Annotated in this window: 19 protein-coding genes; 11 read left to right on the forward strand and 8 right to left on the reverse strand. The window is 67.4% G+C overall.

Annotated features, from left to right (window positions below; all coding sequences use genetic code 11):
• Nucleotides 1-233 precede the first annotated feature (233 nt).
• Nucleotides 234-638, reverse strand: a complete 405-nt coding sequence (locus tag ACIPEK_RS22545) for a DUF4440 domain-containing protein (protein ID WP_401998808.1) — start codon at nt 636-638, stop codon at nt 234-236.
• A 287-nt stretch (nt 639-925) separates the two neighbouring features.
• Here ACIPEK_RS22545 and ACIPEK_RS22550 point away from each other — a divergent pair, with 287 nt between their 5' ends.
• Genes ACIPEK_RS22550 through ACIPEK_RS22560 form a run of 3 tightly spaced genes read left to right on the forward strand, consistent with a single transcriptional unit; the run spans nt 926 to nt 3,868 of the window.
• The gene (locus tag ACIPEK_RS22550) at nt 926-1,456 is read left to right on the forward strand and encodes a hypothetical protein (RefSeq protein ID WP_401998811.1); all 531 of its coding nucleotides are present in this window, start codon (nt 926-928) and stop codon (nt 1,454-1,456) included.
• A gap of 44 nt (nt 1,457-1,500) precedes the next feature.
• Nucleotides 1,501-2,514 carry a hypothetical protein gene (locus tag ACIPEK_RS22555; protein ID WP_401998814.1) on the forward strand — a complete coding sequence of 338 codons (1,014 nt, stop codon included), beginning with the start codon at nt 1,501-1,503 and terminating at the stop codon, nt 2,512-2,514.
• A 19-nt stretch (nt 2,515-2,533) separates the two neighbouring features.
• Nucleotides 2,534-3,868, forward strand: a complete 1,335-nt coding sequence (locus ACIPEK_RS22560; protein ID WP_401998817.1) for a Dyp-type peroxidase — start codon at nt 2,534-2,536, stop codon at nt 3,866-3,868.
• Between the two features lie 158 nt (nt 3,869-4,026).
• Here the strand turns inward: ACIPEK_RS22560 and ACIPEK_RS22565 are convergent, their stop codons facing one another.
• Both ACIPEK_RS22565 and ACIPEK_RS22570 read right to left on the reverse strand, forming a co-directional pair.
• On the reverse strand, nt 4,027-5,532 hold the full coding sequence (locus ACIPEK_RS22565) for a long-chain fatty acid--CoA ligase (RefSeq protein WP_401998820.1): 1,506 nt from the start codon (nt 5,530-5,532) through the stop codon (nt 4,027-4,029).
• A 32-nt stretch (nt 5,533-5,564) separates the two neighbouring features.
• Nucleotides 5,565-6,650 carry a TauD/TfdA family dioxygenase gene (locus ACIPEK_RS22570; RefSeq protein WP_401998823.1) on the reverse strand — a complete coding sequence of 362 codons (1,086 nt, stop codon included), beginning with the start codon at nt 6,648-6,650 and terminating at the stop codon, nt 5,565-5,567.
• A 361-nt stretch (nt 6,651-7,011) separates the two neighbouring features.
• Here ACIPEK_RS22570 and ACIPEK_RS22575 point away from each other — a divergent pair, with 361 nt between their 5' ends.
• The 6 genes from ACIPEK_RS22575 (at nt 7,012) to ACIPEK_RS22600 (ending at nt 13,431) form a co-directional block, all read left to right on the forward strand.
• Nucleotides 7,012-8,034, forward strand: coding sequence for an AraC family transcriptional regulator (locus ACIPEK_RS22575; RefSeq protein ID WP_401998826.1), 1,023 nt, complete (start codon nt 7,012-7,014; stop codon nt 8,032-8,034).
• Nucleotides 8,035-8,419: 385 nt separating this feature from the next.
• On the forward strand, nt 8,420-9,478 hold the full coding sequence (locus tag ACIPEK_RS22580) for a 3-keto-5-aminohexanoate cleavage protein (protein WP_401998829.1): 1,059 nt from the start codon (nt 8,420-8,422) through the stop codon (nt 9,476-9,478).
• Between the two features lie 82 nt (nt 9,479-9,560).
• The gene (locus ACIPEK_RS22585) at nt 9,561-10,532 is read left to right on the forward strand and encodes a quinone oxidoreductase family protein (protein ID WP_401998832.1); all 972 of its coding nucleotides are present in this window, start codon (nt 9,561-9,563) and stop codon (nt 10,530-10,532) included.
• 38 nt (nt 10,533-10,570) lie between these two features.
• Entirely contained in the window at nt 10,571-11,488 is a 918-nt protein-coding gene (locus ACIPEK_RS22590) for a TauD/TfdA dioxygenase family protein (RefSeq protein ID WP_401998834.1), read from the forward strand.
• A gap of 30 nt (nt 11,489-11,518) precedes the next feature.
• Nucleotides 11,519-12,850: an MFS transporter gene (locus tag ACIPEK_RS22595; RefSeq protein ID WP_401998837.1), complete on the forward strand. Its 1,332-nt coding sequence runs from the start codon at nt 11,519-11,521 to the stop codon at nt 12,848-12,850.
• Entirely contained in the window at nt 12,847-13,431 is a 585-nt protein-coding gene (locus tag ACIPEK_RS22600) for an RBBP9/YdeN family alpha/beta hydrolase (protein WP_401998840.1), read from the forward strand. Before ACIPEK_RS22595 ends, ACIPEK_RS22600 begins: the two co-directional genes overlap by 4 nt.
• Nucleotides 13,432-13,902: 471 nt before the next feature.
• On the opposite strand, the gene ACIPEK_RS22605 is transcribed toward ACIPEK_RS22600, so the two are convergent.
• A complete protein-coding gene (locus ACIPEK_RS22605; RefSeq protein ID WP_401998843.1) occupies nt 13,903-14,445 on the reverse strand; it encodes a TetR/AcrR family transcriptional regulator in 543 nt (180 codons plus the stop codon).
• A gap of 559 nt (nt 14,446-15,004) precedes the next feature.
• The gene (locus ACIPEK_RS22610; protein WP_401998846.1) at nt 15,005-16,009 is read right to left on the reverse strand and encodes a hypothetical protein; all 1,005 of its coding nucleotides are present in this window, start codon (nt 16,007-16,009) and stop codon (nt 15,005-15,007) included.
• Between ACIPEK_RS22610 and ACIPEK_RS22615 the strand changes: the two genes are divergently transcribed.
• Together ACIPEK_RS22615 and ACIPEK_RS22620 are read left to right on the forward strand one after the other, a co-directional pair.
• Nucleotides 15,956-16,342, forward strand: a complete 387-nt coding sequence (locus tag ACIPEK_RS22615; RefSeq protein WP_401998848.1) for a hypothetical protein — start codon at nt 15,956-15,958, stop codon at nt 16,340-16,342. The two genes, ACIPEK_RS22610 and ACIPEK_RS22615, sit on opposite strands and share 54 nt — an antisense overlap.
• Nucleotides 16,343-16,555: 213 nt before the next feature.
• Entirely contained in the window at nt 16,556-16,933 is a 378-nt protein-coding gene (locus ACIPEK_RS22620; protein ID WP_401998851.1) for a hypothetical protein, read from the forward strand.
• 75 nt (nt 16,934-17,008) lie between these two features.
• Here ACIPEK_RS22620 and ACIPEK_RS22625 read toward each other — a convergent pair whose 3' ends face one another.
• From ACIPEK_RS22625 to ACIPEK_RS22635, 3 genes are all read right to left on the reverse strand, one after another.
• Nucleotides 17,009-17,938 (reverse strand): recombinase family protein, encoded by a 930-nt coding sequence (locus ACIPEK_RS22625; RefSeq protein ID WP_401998854.1) that lies wholly within the window; start codon nt 17,936-17,938, stop codon nt 17,009-17,011.
• 167 nt (nt 17,939-18,105) lie between these two features.
• Nucleotides 18,106-19,422, reverse strand: coding sequence for an MFS transporter (locus tag ACIPEK_RS22630; protein WP_401998857.1), 1,317 nt, complete (start codon nt 19,420-19,422; stop codon nt 18,106-18,108).
• Nucleotides 19,419-20,018 carry an ArsR/SmtB family transcription factor gene (locus ACIPEK_RS22635; RefSeq protein WP_383071634.1) on the reverse strand — a complete coding sequence of 200 codons (600 nt, stop codon included), beginning with the start codon at nt 20,016-20,018 and terminating at the stop codon, nt 19,419-19,421. The genes ACIPEK_RS22630 and ACIPEK_RS22635 overlap by 4 nt, the downstream gene beginning before the upstream one ends.
• Nucleotides 20,019-20,077 lie beyond the last annotated feature (59 nt).

Raw genomic sequence — 20,077 nt, forward strand, 5'->3', positions numbered from 1 at the left:
CCGGCCGGGCAGTCTCCCGCAGCAGGGGGCCTGCCCGGCCACCCACCTGCCGCCCCACGCCTGATCACCAGGGTGTACTGCAACCGTGCTTGAGGTGGCGCGGCGGCAGGTCGCTCAGTCCGCCCTCGTCAGCGCGGGGAGCGGGGCGGACTCACGACAGCCCGCTCAACTCCTGTGCCACGGGCAACTGTCATGGCGTCCCGGCCGTGCGGTGCGCAGAAGGGGAGATCCCCCTATGCGTCATCCCAGGCCATTGAGCTCATCCTCCAGCCGACCGGTGTCCGGACGAACTGGGTGGTCTTGCGGCCGGATCCCTCGAACCACTCGCCGTCGAGGAAACCGGACTTGCGGTACTCGCTGAATCGGTGCGCGATCGACCCGAAAATCTCGGTCCGCTCGGCAACTCCCCATTCGGAGAACTCCGTCAGCGTCCCATCGGTGAGGATCTTCTCCCGGGGCTCGACGAACGCGTCGAGGTTGTAGATCACAGGCTCGTCCCCGACGTTATTGACAATCATTCCTTGTGGAATGAACACCTCACGGACAGCGTCCACGTTCGGCCGGCTATCGCCGGTGTTGGTGAACGCACCGAGGAAAGAGTGCATCAGCTGGTCGAGCTCGGCCTTGACGTCGGACACGGATCCCCTCTCGCAGGTGAAGTACCTCGCGCCTGATCGTCGCTCATTGCAGGCCTGTCGGCAAGGTCGACGTACTTGGTCCTGCCCCCAGGGGCGGGGCAGCCCCATGCACTCGGTGAGCGATGCCGCGAAGAACAATGTCCTGCCGGGATCCGGCCAGGCTGCCGACGGTGCTGCCCGCACGCGCGACCGGGACCATGACAGTGCTGCTCACGAGGCGGATGGGCCTGCTGCGTGGGACAATCAGGGGGATTGTTCCCGGTCGACAGGTGGCGGGAGGAGCGGACATGGAGATCAAGCCGCAGGCGGCCGTCATCCCCGAGATCGACCAACTTGAGCAGGGGAAATACGGCCCCGTGTTTCCGAAGACACCGGCGTGTTACGGGTTCACCATCATCGCGAAGGTCAAGCCGGGCCGGGCCGACGCGATGCGTGCCTACGGCAACACTCTGGCCAAGGCTTTGGAGGAAGACCCCTCTCTCCTTGCGCCACTGAAGTTGCACTATCTGCGCTGGGTGCTCTTCGACGACGACACGCGCTTCATGTATCAGGGGATCTTCGATACCGACTTCGACAAGTACACCGAGGACGCCATCGCGCTCTTCGGCAAGGCGGGGGTGAACACGGCCTTCGAGAACCTCGAAGGATTCCCCGAGGACTGGCGGACCAACCCTGAGGCGTTCGTCAGGTTTGTGCGCGAACACCACTGCCCGAGCTTCATCGAGTACGGGGAGTACCCGTACGTGTCCGCTGATGAGATCAAGAAGGCTCTGCGGATCAAGGGTGCCCTGTCGGAGATGCTCGACCAGCTGCAGTGAGAGCGGGCTGCCGTGTGCATGCCCCATTGCGGATCGGAGACGAGATGAGCGAGGTCAGGACCGCGCGCACCTACAACCAGAACCACGTCCCGCGCGAGTACACCCCTGGTCGGCGACGGGTGAGCATCTACGTCTCGTGGAGCTATCCGGCCGAGGCAGGCAGAAATCCGGCTGAACTGGACAACCGGTTCTCCACGATGACGGAGGTCAGGCGGGTGGCGTGGCCTGCCTACGAGGATCCGAAGTGGTCCGACCCGTTGCGCTTCCAGCAGGGCATCGCCGGCTCGCTGGAATTGTTCTTCTGGGCCTGGGTGCCGTTTCAGCAGTTCGTCGAGGAGGTCACCGGGCACCCCGTGCCGGTGTATCAGCGCATCGACCAGGCCGGATTCCGGACTCCGCTCGACGAGCGCGTACTGGCCGACACCGACACTCTCTTCGTGTTCGGGCTGGACCACATGGTCACCGGGCAGGAGGCCCGGCCCGAGGAGATTGAGGCACTGCGGGCCTTCCTCGGCCGGGAGGACGCCCGTCTGGTCCTGGGGCCTCACCATGATGTCGGGGCATCGGACGATCTGGCCGTGCGGGACGTGGAGTACCACCATCACGGCGATCTCTTGGTCCCCCGCCAGCAGCGATTTGCCACCTACGTGCGGGACTTGATGCACGGCCTCGCGGTGCCGGTCGAAAACCGTTACGGACTGCGCCCCGCGGTGCGGGAGAAGAACAAGATCGCCCCGCTCTCCACGGTCAGGGACCTGGACGCGAAAGGGTGGCTGGACGGGGTGACGAACTTCAACTTCCATATGCACCTGCCGCATTACGCCGTGACGACCGACGAGCCGGATGTCATCCATGTGCTGGCCAGGCAGCCGATCGACACCTCCAGGCCGCATCCGTTCACCGAGGCCGGCAACACCGAGTTCAACATGTTCCTGTGGATGCCTCCGAGCGGTGAGCGGGCCGGCGATGTGCTGCTGGCGGACTCCACGATCTTCAGTTCGCTGTTCGGTGGCGACGAAAGTCTGCAGAGGTTCTGGCGGAACCTCGTTTCGAAGTAGTGTCGCGGGGAGGCGAACCGTGAGCGGGCCTACGCAAGTCGCGTTGGAACTCGACGACATTCAGCGCGGGGTTCTCAGCCCTCGGCCGACTCCCTACGCGGCAACCTACCTTGTGTTCCGCGTCGATGACCGGGCGGATGGGCGGGAGTTGATGCGGCGCGCGAGCGCGGTGGTGACCTCCGCCGCCGACTCGGTCAGTTCCCGGGGGGATACCTGGGTCAGTGTCGCGGTCTCCTGCCACGGTCTGGAGGCCCTGGGTGTGCCGCGCGCATCACTGGACACGTTCGCCTGGGAGTTCCGGCAGGGGATGGCCGCCCGGGCCAGAACGCTGGGCGATGTCGGCGAGAGCAGCCCCGAGAACTGGGAAGCGCCGCTGGGCACGCCGGATGTCCATGTGGTGCTCACGGCGGTCGCGCCCGACCCCCAACGATTGGAGGCGGCCCTCGATCGGGCTCGCCCCGCGTACGACCACCTTTCCGGTGTGACCGCGATCTGGCGGCAGGACTGTTACGCGCTGCCCACCGAGACCGAGCATTTCGGCTATCGCGACGGCGTCAGCCATCCAGCCGTCGAAGGAAGCGGCATCGCCGGGTCGAACCGGCTGGAGTCGCCGCTGAAGGCCGGGGAGTTCGTGCTCGGCTACCGGGACGAGATCGGCGGTCTCCAGACCCCGCAGCCGGAGGTGCTGGGGCGCAACGGCAGCTACGCGGTCTTCCGTAAGCTCCACCAGAACGTCGCCGCGTTCCGGCGCTATCTGCAGGACAACGCCACTTCTCCCGAAGACGAGGAACTGCTCGCGGCCAAGATCATGGGGCGCTGGCGCAGCGGAGCCCCCCTCGCGCTCAGTCCGCAGCGCGACGACCCCGCTCTTGGTACCGACGAGGACCGCCGCAACACCTTCCTGTACGAGCGAGACGATCCTGCGGGGTTCATCACGCCCGGCGGCTGCCACATCCGCCGGGCCAACCCCCGCGACGCCTCGGTGGCGGGTGAAGTGCGACTGCACCGCATGATCAGACGCGGCGCCGCCTACGGTCCGCCGCTGCCCGAGGGGGTCCTGGAGGAGGACGGGACCGACCGCGGCCTGATGTTCGCGTTCATCGGAGCCCACCTCGGGCGGCAGTTCGAGTTCGTCCAGTCGGAATGGATGAACGACGGCGTCTTCTTCGGCGCGGGCAACACCAAAGACCCCGTCACCGGATCCCACGACGGAGTCACCGGCTTCACCATTCCCCGGCGACCGCTTCGACGGCGCCTCACCCCACTGCCGCGTTTCGTCGTCACCCGCGGTGGCGAGTACTGCTTCCTGCCGAGCCGGAGCGCCCTGCGCTGGCTCGGGGAACTCCAGAACTGACAGGGCGGCCACGCACGCCGGGGCACCACTCCGAGGTGCTCCGCCGCACGGGGGCGCGTGCCGCCCTGCACCGGCGACGCCGTCCGTACCTGCGGGCACGCCCACCGCGCTGCGCACGCAGCGTCTTCCCGCGGTTGCCGCCGTCGAACCAGATCGGTTCAGTCCGTGGACGCCTTCTGCTCGACGACGATCTCCCGCTTGACGATCTTGCCCGTTGCTCCCTTGGGGAGTGCGTCGGTGAATGTGACGATCCGTGGATACTTGTAGGCCGCCACCCGCTGTTTGACATGGTCGCGTATCTCATCGGCCGTGATCCGTGCACCGTCCCGGAGGGTCACGACGGCGGCTATCTCCTCTCCGTAGCTGGCGTGCGGCACGCCGACCACTGCGGCCTCGGCGACGGCCGGGTGTTCGTAGAGCACCTCCTCGATCTCACGTGGGTAGACGTTGTATCCACCGCGGATGATGAGGTCCTTCTTCCGGTCGACGATGAAGTAGTAGCCGTCCTCGTCGACTCGGGCCAGGTCGCCGCTGTGGAACCACCCGTCCCGGATGGCATCCGCGGTCGCATCCGGACGATTCCAATAGCCCTTCATCACGTTGTCGCCGCGGATCGCGATCTCACCCACCTCGCCCGGGCCCACCGAGGTGCCGTCGTCCGCCACGACCTTGAGCTCGACCCCGCGGATCGGGAGGCCGATCGAGCCGGCCTTGCGTGGCCTGTCCGGGGGGTTGAACGACGCGACGGGCGAAGTCTCCGACAGCCCATAGCCCTCCAGCACCGCGACGCCGAATGCCCGTTCGAAGTCGTGCAGTACCTCGACCGGCAAGGAAGCGCCGCCGGAAACGGCCAGGCGCAGTGGTGACAGGTCGTAGCCGTCGGGGATCTCGGTGCGGAGCAGGGCTGTGTACATCGTGGGGACGCCCAGGAAGACGGTGGCCCCGTCGTGATGCATGATCTCCAGCGCCTTGGCCGGCTCGAACCGCGGCAGCAAGGTCAAAGTGGCGCCCGCGGCGACGGCAGTGTTGAGAGCGCAGGTCTGCCCGAAGGCGTGGAACAGCGGCAGGCCCCCGAACAGTACGTCGCCCGGCCTGACGTGGAGCAGCGTCTCGGTCGCGGTGGCCGCGTTGGTCAGCAGGTTGCGGTGGGTCAGCTCGGAGCCCTTCGGGGTTCCTGTCGTGCCCGAGGTGTAGAGGATCACGGCAGTGTCGTCCTCTGCCCGGTCGACGACGTGGGGCATCGGTTCGGCGGCCCGCACTTGGGTGTCGAACGCCGTCGAGTCGGCGACCAGGCAGTCGGCCCCGACTTCCGCCGCGGCCGTTGCGACCTGGTCCGCGCACCGCGGGAGTGTCACCACGATCCGCGATCCGGAATCCCGGAGTGTGAAGGCTATTTCACGGGCCTTCAACAGCGGATTCATCGGTACCACCACGCCACCGCAGCGGAGGATGCCGTAGTACGCGACCGGGAAACAGGTGACGTTGGGCATGACCAACGCGACGCGGTCGCCCGGCCGGACGCCCTTGGTCTGCAACAGTGTGGCGAACCGGGCGCTCGCGTCGTTGAGTTGGGCATAGGTGAGGGCGATCTCATCCTGGCGAACGGCGACGCGGTCGCCGTCGGCCCGGGCGGATCGGGTCAGAAGCGTGGCGAGGTTGTTCATGCGTTTTCCTCTTCGATCTGGGTTGACGGCGGTCATCGTTGGTGCCGAAAGCCGCCGAGTCCCACGGAGTTCTGTGTCGCGATCACGTCGCGGGGGGCAACCCCGCCGCGGTCGGGACTGCCGCCGGTGCTGTGCGGATCTCCCCAGAAGTCGGGTGGCAGGCTGCGCCCCTGCCGCACGGTCAGCCACAGCCGCAGGACGTGGCGCTTCAGTTCGGGCTCGGCGAAGTCCTCATATTCCGTGCGGGAATGAAGAACCGCGTGATTGCTGAGGATCAGCAGGTCGCCGACCTCGAAGTCGACCTCTAGCCGGAGCTCCGGTGACCCTGCCAGTGCGTCGACGAGGTCGAACAGTTCCACGTCCTTCGGCTCCAAGCGGGGGATGTCAGGAAAGCGCTGTGCGGATTCGAGGTAGCAGCGGTTGTAGCGCATGCTGAGCTTGCCCCCGCTCCAGGACACGAGCGGGACCGCGGCGTACGGGCGCTCGCCGGGGGCTTGCTCCTCCCGGCGATCGAGGAAGTGTGTGCGGTACAGTCGCTCGACCAGATCCGGTCGCCGTGCCAGGACGGCGTTGTAGACCGCTGCCGAGCTGACGACGGCGGTCCGTGCGCCGGAGCGGGCTGCTCGCAGGCACAGCAGCCCGAGGGCATCGGATCCGTCGGTGTGGAACGGCAACCTCGCTGTGGTCTGGTATCCGCGCGTTCCCGGGTCGGCAAGGCTACGGCCGGTGTCCCGGGCGTGGCCCAGCATGTGGCCTGATGCGTTCTGCGACACCGGAACACCCAGATGCCGGCCCACTCCCCAGAAAATGGTGCTTGCCGCCGCCTGGCTGTATCGCTCGACCGGAATGCGTTTGACGAGCACGAATCCGCGTCCGTTCTCCAGTACGTCGGCGATGCGTTCCAGTTCGCCGGCCAGGGTCGGCAGCGGAAAGTCGCCGGCGGTCATCTTCAGCAGTGGAAGGCCCCGCGCACGCACCGCGCGCAGGGCCGCCTCGAGTTCGTCGATCTGCGCCGGCGAGAGCCGCAGGACCCATTCCTCGGAGTCCGCCAGGTCCGGACCCGCCCACACGGCCGGCCCGGTGCAGGGCCGACGCAGCACGTTGATCACGCTCGTCATGGTGACCTCCCTCAGGTCGTACGTCTCTCTTCGGACTCGTGAGCTCATTGCCGACTGGAACAGAAATCGTCCGTACGACCTCTCGCCTTTCCTTGCGGAATATCTCTGACGGCTTCGGTGCGTGTCATTGCCCCGAATTCATTGATCTGCAGGAAATTCCGTGCCGCCTTTTCAGGGCAGGTCAGCATGTGAACTCTTTTGCGATGGTGCTCTCCGCTGGATTTCCGATCGGCCGGGACGCCGTATCCAGGCGGAGAACCCCACCGCAGTGGTGCAACGCTAGGCCACGACGTGGCCCATGGCTTGACGTGACGTGACATCTCACTTATCACTTGGGGACAAAGCCCCCTGGAGCGCGCCCATGAAGCCTCTTGTCCGCAATGCAGCGCTGAACAACTATGTCGAGGTCAGCCAGTCGCTGGGCATCGATCCGCGAGCCCTGATGAAGCGCGTGGGCCTGGACCCCGTCGGCCTCGCGGTCCAGGACAGATGGATCCCCGGCACGGCGGTCACCCAGCTGCTCGAACTCTCGGCGGCAGCCTCACGGCGCGGGGACTTCGGCCTGCTCCTCGCCGAGCGACGCAGCTTCTCCAATCTCGGCCCCATCAGTCTGGTCCTGCGCGACGAGCCCGATGTCCGCAGCGCCCTTGAACTTCTCGTCCGCCATGAGCACATGTACAACGAAATGCTCCGCAGCCGGCTCTCCGGGGCGAACGGCCTGGCCACCCTCAAGGTGAGCCTCGAGCTGGGTGAGGCCATGGCCGCCCGCCAGGCCACGGAGCTGGCCGTGGGTGCCTTCCACGGGGTTCTCCGCAGCTTTCTCGGTGCTCGGTGGCAGCCGTTGTCCGTGTGCTTCACGCACGACGCGCCGGTGGATCCCGGTACCCACCGGCGCCTCTTCGGTCCCGTAGTGGAATTCGACCGGGAGTTCAACGGGATCGTCTTCTACGCCAGCGATCTCAAGGCTCCCAACCCCATGTCGGACCCGCTGCTGCGGACCTACGCCCGGCAGTATTTCGAGTCCATCGCGGTCTCGAAGGACACAGCCGTGCTGGACCGCGTGCGTGAGCTGATCGAAGTCCTGCTGCCCACCGGGCGCTGTTCGATCGAGCAGGTCGCAGACAGCCTCGGCATCGACCGAAGGACGATCCACCGGCACCTCGCGGCCTCGGGTGAGACGTTCTCCGCCGTTCTCAACGCCACACGTACCCAGCTCGCGGAGCAGCTCGTGGTGAACCCGCGCCGCTCGTTCACGGAGATCTCCGGACTTCTGGGATTCTCGGCACCGAGTGCCTTCTCGCGCTGGTTCCGCGAGCGGTTCGGCTGCAGCCCGAGGGAGTGGCGGGTCCGCGGTACCAGCCAGCAGCCTTCCGGCGAGGAGTGACCACCAAGGTCTCTGCAGGGGCGTGGAACAGCCGGTCACGCCAAATCCCGGCATGCCCCCGCCCGGGTCCGGGGACGACGGCCGCGGGGGGCAAAGCATGTCCCCAAGCGGCAAGTCTTCTGTCACCTTCGGTCAAGCGCGCGCCCTGGCCCGCCCTTAACGTTGCCTCACCGCAAGGGACATGGCCGATCACACGAGAACGGGCAGAAATCCTGCCCGCAGCCCAATGTTCCCTCCCGGGCCCGCCGATCGTATCCGAGCCCCCGGCGAGCCCGGGAACCGCGTCTGCATTCCCGCGTCCGCTCCTCGCAAGCCCTCCGGGCCTCGCATCGAAGGCAGTGATGTGTGCGGCGAGTGAAGACCCATCCGACAAAGGAGATGGACCATGCACTTCTTCGACGACTCCCTGTATCCGGAGAACCAGGAGAGGCTGGTCATCCAGGCCGCGCCCTACGGGCCGGAGTGGTTGCCCGGTGACGCCGACGACCTACCGCTCACCATGGACGAGCATGTGCAGGCGGCCGTCGACTGCTACAACGCCGGCGCCACGGTGCTGCACATCCACGTGCGTGAGCTGGACGGCCACGGATCCAAGCGCATCTCCATGTTCAACGAACTGATGGCCCGCCTGCGCGAGGCCGTGCCGGACATGGTCCTGCAGATCGGCGGGTCGATCTCCTTCGCCCCCGAGGACGAGGGCGGCGACGCCAAGTGGCTCAGCTACGACACTCGCCACATGCTGGCCGAGATCACTCCCAGGCCTGACCAGGTGACGATCGCGATCAATACCAACCAGATGAACATCGTCGAGCTTTTCGACGACGAGGACATCGAGGGCACCTCGATCGCCAAGCCCGGCTACTACAAGGCTTATCGGGACATGGTGGTCGAGGCCGGGCCGGACTTCTACCTCGAGCACCTCACGCGGCTCCGTGCCAACGGCATCCAGCCGCACTTCCAACTCGCCAACATGGCACAGCTGGAGACCGTGGAGCGGCTGATCCGCAAGGGCATCTACAGCGGGCCGCTGGTGCTCAACTACGTTGCCATCGGCGGCGGGTTCGCCGGCCGGCACCCGGCCGACCTGATCGAGTTCATCCGCCGTGTCCCGGACGGCGCCGTGCTCACCATCGAGGCATCCATGCGCGCGGTGGCGCCGATGAACGCGATCGGCATCGCCCTCGGCACGCACGTGCGGGTGGGCAACGAGGACAACCTGTGGCGGCACAAGGGCGAGCGGATGTCCTCCGTGGAGCAGGTCGAGCAGATGGTCAAGATCGCCCATGCGCTCGGGCGTGAGATCGCCACCGGACAGGAGGCGAAGAAGATCTACAGGATCGGCGATTGGTACTCGGACGCCGACGAGACCCTGGACCGGCTCGGCATGGTGCCCAACCGCCGCCCCGGCCGGCGCGGTTCCATGCTGCGCGACCTCAAGAGCTGATTCGATCCTCCTGGCGGCGGCCAGGGTTCCCGCCCCGCCGCCGCCCCACACAGCCCCCACACACGAGCAAACGGAGCACGTCATGGCACACGCCATTCGATTCCATGAAGCCGGTGGCCCTGAGGTCATGCGGTGGGAACAGGTCGTCGTCGGCGACCCGGGTCCGGGCGAGGTACGGATCCGGCACGTCGCCGTCGGACTCAACTTCGCCGATACCTACTTCCGCACCGGCTTGTACCCGGCTCCGCTGCCTGCGGGGCTCGGCGTGGAGGCCTCGGGTGTGATCGAGGCCGTGGGCGAGGGTGTGCCGCATGTCGCCGAGGGCGACCGTGTGACCTACACCGGCAGTCCGCTGGGTGCCTACAGCACGGAGCGGGTCATGCCGGCGGATTCACTGATCAAGCTGCCGGACGAGATCGGCTGCGAGACCGCCGCAGCGATGACCATGCGCGGACTCACCGCGGCATACCTGCTGCGCCGGATCCACCCGCTGAATTCCGGCGATACCGTGCTGCTCCACGCGGCGGCCGGCGGCGTCGGTCTGATCGTCTCCCAGTGGGCGAAGCTGCTCGGCATCACGGTGATCGGCACGGTCTCCAGCGAGGAGAAGGCCGAGGTCGCCCGCGCCCACGGCTGCGAGCACATCGTCTACTACCGGCGCGAGAACGTGGCCGAGCGGGTGCGTGAACTGACCGATGGCAAGGGCGTCCCGGTCGTCTTCGACAGTATCGGCAAGGACACCGTCGCCGGATCCATGGCCTCGCTGCAACGCCGCGGCCTGCTGGTGTGTTTCGGCACGGCCTCCGGAGTCCCGCCGCTCGACGCCATGCAACTGGCCATCCATGGCTCGCTGTTCGTGACCCGCCCCGCGCTGGCCGACTACATCGCCGAACCGGCGGAGCGGGACGCGCTGGCGGGGGAGCTGTTCGGGCACGTCGCGGCAGGTCGCATCAAGATCGAGATCAACCAGCGCTACGCCCTTCAGGACGCGGTACAGGCCCATCGTGACCTGGAAGCGGGACGGACCACGGGATCTTCCGTCTTCGTCCTCTGAGCTCGCCGTGCCCCGCACGTGACCCCCAGGAGTGAGCAATGCCCCAGACCGTCCGCCCGAAGGAAGGCACGCCCGCCCTGGTGCGTCCGGGCGTCCTCCGTACCTCGATCAAGGTTGAGCCGCTGACCTGCACCATCGGCGCCGAACTGTCCGGTGTGAACCTCGGCGACGCCGCGCGCGACGGCGACCTGTTCTCCGAGATCAAGGCGTTGCTACTGGAGTACAAGGTCCTGTTCCTGCGTGATCAGGACATCACGCGCGCCGAACACATCGCCTTCGCCGGGCGCTTCGGCCCGCTGGAGGACCATCCGGTGGTCGGCAGCGACCCCGACCACCCAGGGCTGGTCCGCATCTACAAGGATCTGGACAGCAAACCCGAGCACTACGAGAACGCGCTGCACTGCGACGCAACCTGGCGCGCGTGCCCGCCCATGGGCGCCGTGCTGCGCTGCGTGGAAACACCAGAGGTCGGTGGTGACACGATCTGGGTCAACATGGCTGAGGCCTATCGCAGGCTGCCGGAGCACATCAAGACGCAGATCGCGGGCCTGCGCGCACGGCACAGCATCGAGGCGACCTTCGGCGCTGTGATGCCGACGGAGCAACGTCACGAGCTGAAGGCCCGCTTCCCGGACCCGGAGCATCCGGTGGTGCGTGCTCACCCGGAGACCGGCGAGCAGATTCTCTTCGTCAATGCCTTCACCACGCACTTCGTCAATTACCACACGCCTGAGAACGTGCGGTTCGGCCAGGACTACGCGCCCGGAGCGGGCAGTCTCCTGAACTACCTGATCAGCCAGGCGGCCGTCCCCGAGTACCAGGTGCGCTGGCGCTGGCAGAAGAACAGTGTCGCCATCTGGGACAACCGCTCCACCCAGCATTACGCCGTCCAGGACTACTGGCCCGCCGTCCGCAAGATGGAGCGCGCGGGGATTGTCGGCGACAGACCTTTCTGAGCCCCGACCAGAGACGAAAAGGTGATGCCCATGGGACTGCACACTGCCGGCGCAACGGTGCCGGGGACGTCTCCCGCCGCACCGGCTGTATCCCGTAGCTATGCCTGGCTGGTGTTCGCCCTCGGTTTTGGGCTTCTGCTGTCCGACTACATGTCGCGACAGGTCCTCAACGCGGTCTTTCCCCTGCTGAAAGCGGAATGGCTGCTCTCCGATGCCGAGTTGGGCTCTCTCAGTGGCATCGTGGCCCTGATGGTCGGAGTGCTCACCTTCCCCCTGTCGCTTCTGGCGGACCGCTGGGGCCGGGTCAGAATCCTGGTCATCGCCGCGACGGCGTGGAGCCTGGCGACCCTGGGCTGCGCCATTTCCGCAAGCTACGGCCAGATGTTCCTGGGCCGGTTCATGGTGGGCGTCGGAGAGGCGGCCTACGGGAGCGTCGGCATCGCGGTGGTCCTCAGCGTGTTCCCCATCGGTTTGCGGGCCACGCTCTCGGGAGCCTTCATGGCGGGGGGGTCGTTCGGATCCGTGCTGGGCGTGTCGGTCGGCGGTGTGATCGCCCAGGAGCATGGCTGGCGCTGGGCGTTCGGTGCGATGGGAATCCTCGGACTGGTCCTGGCCGCGGTCTACGGCCTCGTGGTCACCGAGAAGAGGCTGGGCCCGGCGTCCATCCGTAACAGCGCCGTGTCCGGCGAACGCGCCCCCGTCCGGACCCAGTTGCCGCAGCTGTTCTCCTCGGTCTCGGTGGTCTGTGCCTACATCGGCAGCGGGCTGCAGATGTTCATCGCGATGGCCCTGCTCGCGTGGATACCCAGTTTCCTCAACCGTTACTACGACATGCCTCCTGCGAAGGCCGGCCTGGCCGCCGGGGTCTTCGCGCTGATCAGTGGCATTGGCATGATCCTCTGCGGGATCGTCGCGGACCGCCTCAGCCGGAAGGCCGCGGCCCGGAAGTGGATCGTAGCGATCGTGTGCGCTCTCGGGTCGTTCGTGCTGCTGATGGCGGGATTCCACCTGCCGGCCGGCCCGCTGCAGCTTGTATTGATCGCGGCCGGGACCCTGGTGGCCGGTGGCACCGCCGGTCCGGCGGCCGCCATGGTGGCCAATCTGACCCCCGCCGCCATCGCGGCGACGGCTTTCGCCACCCTCACTCTGGCCAACAGCCTGCTCGGGCTGGCCCCCGGGCCCGCGGTGACGGGCATGCTCGCGGACCACCTGGGCCTGCTCGGCGCACTGCAGTTGATCCCGCTCGTCGCGCTCGCGGGCAGCGTGGCCTTCACCATCGGCAAGTTCTCCTACGAAAATGACCTGCGCCGCCTGGGACTGCTCCCCGGCCCGGCGCTCAAGACCCCGGAGTTGCAGTCATGAGTCTCAGCGCACAGCCGACGGTCGTCATCGTCCCCGGACTGCGCGATCATGTGCTGGACCACTGGCAGACCGTCCTCGCCAACAAGATCGCCGACGCCCGAACCGTTCCCCCGCTGGAGAAGGACAGGCTGAGCCGCGATGCCCAGGTCGCCGCACTGGACGAGGTGCTGTCGGACATCTCCGGACCCGTCGTACTGGTTGCTCACAGTGCCGGGGTGATGACCACCGTGCACTGGGCGCGACGACACCGGCGTCCCGTCGAGGGCGCACTGCTGGCGGCGCCGCCGGACTTCGATACGCCGCTGCCGGAGGGCTACCCCACCCTGGAAGCCCTGCGCGAAAACGGCTGGACGCCGACGCCGCGGACACGCCTGCCCTTCCCCAGCATCGTCGCGGCGAGCACGAACGACCCCCTGGCCGCTGCCGATCGCGTCGCTGATCTCGCCAGGGCATGGGGGAGCCGCCTCGTGGACCTCGGCCCGGTCGGACACCTCAACCCTGCCTCCGGCTACGGCGCATGGCCCCGGGCGGAGGAGTTCGTCCGCCAGCTCGGCCAAGCCTCGTCCGACATGCCCGCCTGACCGGCGACGGCCTTGCTCACTCTCCCTCCCCCCGCGCCGGGCAGGAGGGAGCCGTGTGCCGCCGAGCACCGCCTGTTGCAGATATGCCGCTGTGTCTCGTAGGCGCTTTCCCCGGCCGGCCTCCGCGCACCGGTCCCCACCCGCACGACCTGCCCCTGGAGGCGCTGATGAGCACCGATACCGACCTGCTGTGGTCCCCCAGCCGCTCGACGGCCGAAAGCTCCGACATCGCCGGCTTCATGCGCTGGCTGAGCAGGTGCTCAGCCTGTCCGGTGGTGTCGTCACCGCAGGACAGGAGTGGACCGACGACGGCGCTGCTGGCACGGCTGCGGGCAATGAGTCTCCCTGCTTGCGGACAGCCGACTTCCGGCCGTCCACGAACAAACAGCCGCGACGCGGGCGCCATCTCTCCCCGCCTGCGCGCGGAAGTTCCGTACGACCCAGGGTGGGCCGTTGCGGAACTCCCGCACGTCATGCTTCGTCTGCTGGGGCTTTGGTCCGCACGGCGCTGGGCGCGGTCAGTCCGGCGGCGACGAACGCAATGACCGTCTTCGTGGACGGGAACGCGGCGGACTCCGTGGGCAGCTTGGCCAGAGGGCGTCCGTAGGTCTCCATCACCAGGCTGAAGGCCGGCCGGCAGCGTTCGGTGACTTCCTGGGGCGACAGGTCGGGCAGTGCGCGCCCGATCCGTACTTCGAAGGGGGCCGGCGTGAAGAGGGTTGACACGTTGGGTAGTTGGCCTGCGGGCAGGGCCGTACGTGCCAGGAGGTGGCAGAGCATGCGGCCGTCGCGGGTACGGACGAGGCCGGCGAATGGCTCGACCAGGGCCGCCACCATGTCGTGGACCTCGGAGTCGCTGTCCGGGTGACCAGCCAGGTGCTCCCCCCGCTGTGTCCGTAGCGGGCCGAGCTCTCGTCGAAAGAGTGCGGACACCAGGCCCTCGCGGGAACCGAAGTGGTAGTGGACCGCCCCGGGGTTCAGGCCGGCCGCTGCATTGGCGGGCCCCGGAGTCAAACCGGAGACGCTGCGGAACTGGGTGCGGCCGGAGAGAAGCGGCCCCGGGTATGCCAGGCAGAGGTGCCGGCGGAACCGCCCATGCCGGTGGTGGCGGAGTATGCGACCCTGCGCAAGAGCGTCCGCGAGTTGACCGAGGAGCGCGAGATCCTGCGGAAGGCGGCGAGGTATTTCGCTGGGGATTGTGCCTTGAATACGAAGGGAGTTGGCTGCAGGACACTCTCCCGCGCCGAAACTGGCCTTCGGCTACGCCTCCTCCAGGCGGCGCTCGTTCCGCTGACCGGCTCCCTCCGGGGCTTCTCCGAGCCCGAAGACATCAGGTGCTCGACCCCATCCCCCCTGACAACCTGCGCCGCCGCGTCAGTGAGGCTCGCGATGAGGGCGCCCGAACGCCGGAATGGCGAGGCCATCCCTTCAGGAGGGGTGACCCCGCCACGCGCACCCGCGGTGCTCGTGCTTCGCACACCCGCGGCCTGCTCAGCCATCCATGCGCGGAACGGCAGTGCTCAGCCGAGCGGACCGTCCGGAGGCCGCCGTCGGTACTCTCCGATCGCGGGCATCAGCCTTCAAGCTTCCGGCACAGAAGGGCGTCCGGGGTCTTCCCCTTGGCCCAGGCGCCGGTGAAGGCGACACCCGCCACATATTCATCGGTGCGGCACTGGCCCTTGAAGTTGCCCAGGGCGAACTCGCCACCCGGCTCCCCGGCAGGACGGTTGTCTCCACGGTCGAACCAGACGGTCCGACCGCTCATGCCGAGCGTGCGGCCCGCGGGAGTGCACAGGACCGCCGATACCTCCTGGCCTCGCAGGCTGTACCCGGATATGAACTGGTCCACTCCGCACTGGTACTTGGTGTAACCACCGGCCCAGTCGCCTTGCTGGACATGGCGTTCGTCGCGCACCACGGTGGGCTGCGCACCGGCAGGAACGGTCAGGGAAGCTCCGGCGTCGGTGCACAGACCCCGACCATCCCTGTGGGCCAGACCGGAAAGGCGCTGGCCGTCGGGGCACACTCCCTTACGGGCTCCCGGATCCCAGTCTCCCAGGGCCCGCGACCGGACTGACTGGACCGCGTCTGCGTGATCGAGGTTGAGCATGTCCCACGTATCGGCGACCGCGACCGGGCCGTTCTTCTGTGGCGCGTCGACGAGACGGCTCCAGTGGGCCGCGCGCCAGTCACTGCCGTCGAGAATCCCCGACCGGCGACCCTGCGCGTCGTAGTTCAGGATCGACCAGGTACCGTGTCCGGTCCATCCGACCAGCGGCCAGTAGGCGAAGTCGGCGTCCCGGTCGATCAAATAGTCCACGAAGTTACCGAACCATGCGCGGGCCTGCGGATTCGTCTCGTCACTACCGATGCCGAACTCGCTGATCCATACCGGCGCGGTGAAGTGACGGCCGGTCTCACCGGCGACGAAGAATGCCTGGCGGTCCAGCGTCGCGAACAGCTCTTCGCGGGACAACTCCTGATAGTGGGTCTCGCCCTTGCCGAACCCGCGTGCGCGCAGCGCGTGGAACGGCCGCTCGCCGGTGAAGTACTTGCGGCAGCGGAGCCCGCCACCCACGGGCCGAGCTTCGCCCAGTCCCTGGCCAATTACGCGTTCCTGCTCGCGGAACTCGGCAGGACCTCTGACGCCATCACCGTCGGGCAGGAGGCGGTCCGGCAGTACCGGCAGTTGGTGGACGCGCAACCCGACCTGCTGCCCAAGCTGGGGGCCGCCCTCAAGAACCTCGCCGTCGACCTGGGCACCGAGCAGAGGACCGAAGAGGCACTCGCCGCGATCGGCGAGGCCATCGGCATCTTCGGGGCCCCCGTCAAGGGACGCACCCGTGTCGACCGACCCGAGCTCGATACGTGCCGCCAGGCCGAGGCATGGCTGCAGAGGAAAGGCCAATGACCGGAGATGACCAGGTCGTGGTCGACGAGGTCGTGCAGAGGCTTCGCGACGGAGGTGCCGACACAATTCTCTTGCCTGGACAGGTCGGGGCGGCGCGCGTCTCACCCGGGCGTCGGCAGAGCATTCGCCCACAGCAGACGAGAGCGAGCCCCACTGGCACCTCCTTCAGGACCATGCAAACGTACAACGTCCGGGAAAGCACCAGGTCAGCGAATGGATACGGGCTTTGAGCCGCTCAGCGAACAGGCCGGCCGGCACAGCGGCCTGTACCTCGTCCTGCTCGGCCGGGAACGCCTGGTTGCCTGCGACCGGCTGATCTGGTTCTCGGACGAGGAGGGGCGGGCCGACGCCCGCGGGGTCGTCTTCGAAGTGGACGCCTTCGAGCGGGAGGTGCCGAGCGTCGATCTGCCCTCCGCTGGCCGGGGCGGATCACCGCAGCGATGCGGTGTACTGGTCGCCACGGTGCCACCGCCAGTGTCTCGTGAGTGTCGCGTAGGAGGAGGCGACGGCAGGGCGAGAGTCAAAGCCTTGTCCGGCCTTGGTAGGAACATCGGTACAGCCGTCGGCGCTGAGATTGATCACGGGGTCTAGCTGCGGATCTCCGCGTTCGGGTGAGGCTGGGCCTGGAGGCGCGCGCAGAGATCGATCTCCTCGGGGGTGAGCGGCTCACCGGGTCGGCGGATGCGGACGGGCTTGGGTCGCAGCGGCAGACCGTCGTCCACCGCGGCGGCCTCGGCTTCTGCGAGCGCTCGGTAGAGCGAGGCGACCGAGGGGTGCTTGCCCGCGCTCTTCCCGGTCTTGACGACCAGCTTCTTCGCGATGTCGGGGACGGGGACGCCCTTGTCCTTGAGCGCGACGGTGAAGGTGAGCATGTCGTCGTCGATGACCCTCGGCCGTCCGCCGTGGTGCCCTGGATGCGGCGACGACCTGCCCTTCGATGGTCTTCTCCCGGATGTAGTTGCGCTCGATCTGCCCGACGACCGCGAGCACGGCGAAGAACATGGCGCCCATGCCGTTGGGGTCGTAGATGCCGGTGAGGGGGCCGGTGAGGAGTTCGAGCTGGATGCCGCCGCCCTGGAGCTCGGCGGACAGCGTCATCAGCTCGGCCGCGTTGCGCGCGAGCCGCTTGAGCTCGTGGACGGTGAAGATGACCGGCGTCTCCGGGGCGGCCGTCTTGAACTGCCGGGCCAGCGCGAGCGCCGCCTCCAGCTCGGGCCGCACCTTCACGCGGGTGCTGATCTGCTCCTTGAAGCCCTTGTGGCACTTCGCCCGGTGAAGGGTTTCGAGCTGACTCGCCAGCTGCTGCCGCGCGGTCGACGTCCTCGCGTACCCGATCCGTACCGGCCGCTCGGTGCGGGGCGCGGGCACGACGGCGAGCGCGGGGCCCTGCCTCCACGCGCGGCCGGGGGCGCGGTCGGCGGGGGCGGGGATCTCCAGTTCCTCGCGGAGGGCGGGAACGAGGACGAAGCGGGGGGTGTGGTACTTCGCGGCGGTCTTCCCGCCGCGGGTGCGGCAGGCGCTGCCGGCGGGTGCGTCACAGTTCGGGCAGTTTTGACGTTCTACCGCCAATGCGGCCTGATCGAGCGTGAGATCCATGGCGGAAGCCTCTCGGAAGTGCCTCGCACAACACGTCAGTCTCGAGAGCGCTTTTGCGAACAACGACCTGCGGAAACGTGATCGCTCCCGGGGCTCTCGCAGAGCTCTCACAGATGTTCGTTTGTGAGACGGTCTGCCCACGCTCGCCAGCCGAATTATTCACGGGGTCAGCAAGGCGTCGGGCGATTATCCGGATCGGCATCGCCGCATGGAGTGGCCACGTCATCCTGAGCCAGGGAGCGGATGCAGGGGATCGGCGAAGCCAGTAGCCAGAGCAGTGACAGCATTCCCCCTGCGGCGCCAATGAGCAGTGTTGCCCGCAAGCCGAAGGCAGTGGCGAGCAGGCCGCCAACGATGGCCCCGATGGGACGTATGCCGTAGTTGACGGTGCTGAACGCGCCCGCCACGCGACTGCGCACGCCATCAGGGATGACGCTGGTCTGCAAGGAGTTGAGGTTGACGTCGAAGAGCATGACGCCGAGTCCGGAGAGGAATTCCGCCGCGGCCAGTACTCCGGCGCGGGCCCAGAGCGGGCCTCCCGCGCCGGCTGTAATCGCGATGGGTGCCGGAAACAGCACGGCTCCCACAACGATGCTGCGACCCACACCGATACGTCGCGAGATTCTCGGAGCAAGGATGGCACCGAGGAGAGCGCCGGTTGAACCGACGCCCAGAGTCAGTCCGATAACTCCGGCTGACAGCCCCAGGACGCGGCTGGCGAACAACACCATCAGCCCGCTTCCTGCGACAAAGGTGAAAAAGTTGACAGTGACCGCGCAGCAGAGCCCGGCACGCAGTACCGGGTGCCGCCAGACGAAGGCCATCCCCTCCCGGGCGCGTCGTAGCAGTGATGGAGCCGCTGCTTCGTCGATGCCAGTGGGCGATTCACCGAGCGGGATCCGCCCTATCAGGACCGCGGACGCCATATACGACAAGGCATCGACAACGACAGCGACGGGCGCGGTCAACGCTTGAACGAGAGCGCCGCCGACCGCCGGGCCGACCACGTGCGACACCGACCGACTGGCACTGAGCTTGCTGTTCGCTTCGACGTAGGACGAGCGGGGCACGAGGTGAACGAAAAAGGGCGGATAGGCGGTGTTGAAGAGCACCGCCGCGGTGCCGGTCAACAACGCCACGGCATACAACTGACCGAGGCTCACCACATCGAGCAGGTATGCCACGGGGAGGCTGAGTATCACCGCACCGCGCACCAGATCAGCGAGAACCATCAGGCGGCGTTTGTGAACCCGACGGTCAACCCAAGCCCCCAAAATGATCGCGAGCAGATTCGGAGTCCAGATGAGCGCGGTCAGCCACGCCACCTGGTTGGCCGAGGCACTCAGCGCTGTTACGGCGATCAGCGGCAGCGCCAGTTCGGTGATCCGGTCGCCGCACTCCGAAATCGACTGCCCCGCCCAGAACCGGCGGAAGCGCCGGTCACGCCACAGAGGTATCGGGCCGCCCACCTCCGGGGCGCTCACAGGGTCCCGCCAGCCTGCTCTTCGTCTTGCTCCGGTAGGACATAACGCATCAGTCGGACGCCGCGGCTGCCGACCGGACGCTCGGCAGGTTCGCGTGTCACGTAAGGCGCAAGCACCCGCTCGATCCCGTCCTGAATCGCCGCAAGTTCCTCCGCCGAAACGACCACACGGGTGTTGGCCAGACCAGCAGCCCCCTGCCACAACGGGTTCAGGTTGGGCTCGACTTCGGCCACCCACCTGCTCGGTAGATCTCCATAGCGCACAAACATTTCCCGGGACAGCGCCCGCGCAGCCGACCTGCCCTCCTCATCCTGCCGTGCCTCGAATCGGAATCCACGCGCTGCCGCCTCCCACCGCCGTTGCCGACGGTCCGCCCCGGCCTCGGCATCCCGGACCAGTCCGAAACCTGCCAGGTGCCGCAGATGCCAACTGGTCACCGAGGGAGTTGCTCCCACATCGGGCGCGAGTTGCGTGGCCGTCGCAGGCCCGTGCCGTTGGAGGCGGTCGAGGATCGCCAGTCTCACCGGATGTGCCAACGCCCGCATCGCCTGCGGATCGGTGATCTCGATATCGCCCAGCTGATTCCCGGAATCCATAACGTGAGAGCTTCCTCTCACGTTATGTGAGAGTCAACTCTCACATTGAATGTGCTCAC

The organism is Streptomyces sp. NPDC088246 (assembly GCF_044741025.1).
Taxonomy (GTDB): domain Bacteria; phylum Actinomycetota; class Actinomycetes; order Streptomycetales; family Streptomycetaceae; genus Streptomyces.

Coding starts and splice junctions, on each gene's coding strand:
- ACIPEK_RS22550 (WP_401998811.1), top strand. CDS start 926: ATGGAGATCAAGCCGCAGGCGGCCGTCATCCCCGAGATCGACCAACTT.
- ACIPEK_RS22555 (WP_401998814.1), top strand. CDS start 1,501: ATGAGCGAGGTCAGGACCGCGCGCACCTACAACCAGAACCACGTCCCG.
- ACIPEK_RS22565 (WP_401998820.1), bottom strand. CDS start 5,532: ATGAACAACCTCGCCACGCTTCTGACCCGATCCGCCCGGGCCGACGGC.
- ACIPEK_RS22570 (WP_401998823.1), bottom strand. CDS start 6,650: ATGACGAGCGTGATCAACGTGCTGCGTCGGCCCTGCACCGGGCCGGCC.
- ACIPEK_RS22575 (WP_401998826.1), top strand. CDS start 7,012: ATGAAGCCTCTTGTCCGCAATGCAGCGCTGAACAACTATGTCGAGGTC.
- ACIPEK_RS22580 (WP_401998829.1), top strand. CDS start 8,420: ATGCACTTCTTCGACGACTCCCTGTATCCGGAGAACCAGGAGAGGCTG.
- ACIPEK_RS22585 (WP_401998832.1), top strand. CDS start 9,561: ATGGCACACGCCATTCGATTCCATGAAGCCGGTGGCCCTGAGGTCATG.
- ACIPEK_RS22590 (WP_401998834.1), top strand. CDS start 10,571: ATGCCCCAGACCGTCCGCCCGAAGGAAGGCACGCCCGCCCTGGTGCGT.
- ACIPEK_RS22595 (WP_401998837.1), top strand. CDS start 11,519: ATGGGACTGCACACTGCCGGCGCAACGGTGCCGGGGACGTCTCCCGCC.
- ACIPEK_RS22600 (WP_401998840.1), top strand. CDS start 12,847: ATGAGTCTCAGCGCACAGCCGACGGTCGTCATCGTCCCCGGACTGCGC.
- ACIPEK_RS22620 (WP_401998851.1), top strand. CDS start 16,556: ATGGATACGGGCTTTGAGCCGCTCAGCGAACAGGCCGGCCGGCACAGC.
- ACIPEK_RS22625 (WP_401998854.1), bottom strand. CDS start 17,938: ATGGATCTCACGCTCGATCAGGCCGCATTGGCGGTAGAACGTCAAAAC.
- ACIPEK_RS22635 (WP_383071634.1), bottom strand. CDS start 20,018: ATGGATTCCGGGAATCAGCTGGGCGATATCGAGATCACCGATCCGCAG.